This is a genomic window from Thiomicrospira sp. (assembly GCF_014859555.1).
Taxonomy (GTDB): Bacteria; Pseudomonadota; Gammaproteobacteria; order Thiomicrospirales; family Thiomicrospiraceae; genus Thiomicrospira.
In genome coordinates this window covers 1-3,246 of the sequence record NZ_JACUTY010000098.1, presented here as the reverse complement: position 1 = coordinate 3,246, position 3,246 = coordinate 1, and the positions used below count along the sequence as shown (strand labels likewise).

The window sequence follows — 3,246 nt, the reverse complement described above, 5'->3', positions numbered from 1 at the left end:
GTGAGCAGGCGCGCAACTTATCAGAAGATATGGCCTTCTTTAAAACCACCGGTAATGTGAAAGGCGAACGCCAAATTCAGAGTTTAAGCGGACATCATAAACCGCTATCGACTGGTTCCAATAAGGTCTTGCAAAAACCAGTCACACCTCAAACTAAGCCTAGCCACAAACCGGCCGCTTTGCCACCTGCCAAAGCCAAACCAGCGCAATCTGAAAAAAACGCGGATGAATGGTCTGAGTTTTAAGCAAGTTAACTTAAGGGACACGCGAATAACCCTGAATTTTAACATCAAGAGTTAAAGCCATATTGGCTTTAACTCTACCTATCCTCAGGACATGTAGTGCAAACGATTAATCATTTATATCAATCGCCTGAAGCTTTAAACGATTTTTTAAATCAAGGTCTATTTGATAGCCACTTTGTTTTATTACAAATCTTTACCGGTCAGTTTGATCAAACTCAGATTCAAACCCTACTAAACACGGTTTTAAGCCGACACCCGCACATCACGATCCTTGGCGCATCTACAAGCGGTGAAATTGCGGATGGTGCAGTCTTAAACCAAAAACGGCTATTAAGTTTTAGTTTTTTTGAATCCACTCAACTGCAAAGCTTTTATCTGCCCGATACTGGTTATCAATCAGGCCTAGATTTAGCTAAACAAGCACTTGCTCTACAAGCTAAAGGCGCGATTTTATTTGCCGATACGCTGCACTCTCCACCCGACCGCCTCCTACAAGCCCTCGGTGAACACGCGCCAGAATTAATTATTTCCGGTGGTAATGCAGGGGACAATAATCAATTTAAACAAAGTCTAATCATTCACCAATCGCACATTTACACTCAAGGTGTAGTTGGGGTATTTTTGATAAATCCTGACTTAATTTTACATAACGACTTTGTTTTAAATTGGGTGCCTATCGGACTTAAAATGACCGTTACACGCTGCCAAGATGAGGTGGTTTACGAACTCAACAACCGGCCTGTTTTAGAGGTGTATCGCCATTATTTAGGCGACGAAGTTGCGTTAAATATTCCACAAAACATTATGGAGTTCCCATTAATCATTGAGCAAGATGGTTTGCAAATTGGCCGTTCTGCGGTCGCCACCAGTGACAATGGTGGCTTAATTTATGCGGGTCGTTTTAAAGAAGGTGATCAAGTTCATTTTGGCGTAGCCGACTACACACAACTGGCACAAGAATCGGCTAACAAAGCTTCACAGGTTGGCCAGAATCTGCCTATTGAATCCATATTTATTTATGCATGCACCGCACGCCACGCTTTCTTAAAAGAGCATATCCGCTCTGAACTCAAAGCCTTAGCGGCGCTCGCGCCCTCCGCCGGATTTTTTACTTACGGCGAATACTTTCATCACCAAAAAGCCAATGCGTTATTAAATATTACGACCACTTTCTTAACCTTATCGGAGTCGTCGCAACCCAAACAAAAATCCAACTTACCGAATAAACTTCAACCGTTGCAAAATGCCTCCACCATGAGGTCGTTGGCACATTTGGTTAACGTGACAACCCAAGAACTGAATACCAATATCCGCTTTCTTGAACAGTACAAGAACGCTTTAGACGAAAGCGCGATTGTATCGAAATCCGACCCTACCGGTGCCTTCACCTATATCAATAAAGCCTTTGAAAAAATCTCCGGCTACCAGTCACATGAAGTAATGGGCAAAAACCACAACCTTTTACGTCACCCAGACATGCCTAGCGAAGTATTTAAAGAGCTTTGGCGTACGATTCAAGCCAAGCAACCTTGGAGTGGCGTCATTAAAAATAAACGCAAAGATGGACAAGCTTATTTTGTACAAAGCAGCATTCTGCCCATTCTGGATGAACAGGGTGAGATTCTTGAATATATCAGCATCCGTAAAGACATTACAGCTTTAGTAGAACAAGAGCAGCAGTTAAAGGAACAGCTTATCGATAAGTTAACTGGCTTACCTAATCGTCGTCAGCTTTTAATAGATATAGAAGCCAACCAAACCACTTTTTTGGCTTTACTCGATATTCGAAACTTTAAGGCTTTTAATGATTTTTACGGGTTTGATTTTGCCGATAAAATCCTATTAAATTTTTCAAGTTGGTTAACCACTCAAAGTCTCGATTATGGGTTTACCCTATACCGCGTTCATGGTGACCAGTTTGTCATTCGTTCCGACCATTCTATTTCATCTCAAGCCTTTGCTTTCGCCCTACAAAAACTTAAATCACAAGCGCTTGAGCATTGCTTTGAAGTCGAAAGCGCGATGATAGATTTGGATGTGGTATTTGGTATTGGTGAAGGAGAACGTTATCAACTGCAACTCGCGGAACGTGCGTTATCGAAAGCCAAAATTAGCCCATTATCCAACACCATACCGATTGAGCAAACGCATATTTCCGCTTCACTTGACCATGTGTTCTGGCTGCATAGGTTGCGTGATGCATTACAAGAAAACCGGATTGTGAATTTTTATCAACCCATCGTCAATTCGGCTAACCCGGCTGAGAAAAAGTATGAAGCGCTGGTGCGAATGATTTCAAGCAGTGGCGAAATTATTAGCCCGGCGTTATTTTTAGATATCGCCAAACAAACCCGCTATTATGCCCAAATTACACGCCGTGTGTACGATGCGGCACTGGCATTTGCCAATCAAACCGGTGCGAATATCTCGATCAACCTATCGATTCAAGACATCGAAAACCAGCAATTGCGCCTGTATTTGCTAGATCACCTATGCGCCTTATCGCAAGGTAAAATCACATTTGAAGTCACCGAAACCGAATCGATTCAAGACTACACCAATATTCACCAGTTTATTCTGGATGCCAAATCTCGCGGCGCCGAAATCGCGATTGACGACTTTGGCAGTGGTTATTCCAATTTCTCCTACCTGGTGCAAATGAATGCAGATTACTTAAAAATTGACGGTTCAATTATTAGCAAAATACTAGAAGACAAAAACAGCCTGCTGGTGGCCGAAAGCATTATTGATATCGCTAAAAAACTTGGCATTCGGGTCGTCGCGGAGTTTGTTAGCAGCCCCGAAATTGCTAACAAACTCCGGCAATACGACGTTGAGTTTTTTCAAGGTTATGAATATGGCGCACCGCAAGACTATGCAAACCCGAACCATGGGCGTATTTAAATTTGGATATCTAATGCAAAGCATTGAAAGCCTAGTGCATTGTTTCTTGACTGAAATCAAACTTTGCCTAAACTGGATGTAACTAAGATTTGAAATT

The 3,246-nt window shown here is 42.2% G+C and carries 2 protein-coding genes; both read left to right on the top strand.

The annotated features are described in order from the left end of the window. On the top strand, window positions 1-245 hold a 245-nt coding region (locus tag IBX48_RS10040; RefSeq protein WP_296834081.1), incomplete at its 5' end, for a hypothetical protein. 96 nt (window positions 246-341) lie between these two features. Continuing rightward, entirely contained in the window at window positions 342-3,149 is a 2,808-nt protein-coding gene (locus tag IBX48_RS10035) for an EAL domain-containing protein (RefSeq protein WP_296834077.1), read from the top strand. Window positions 3,150-3,246: the final 97 nt, after the last annotated feature.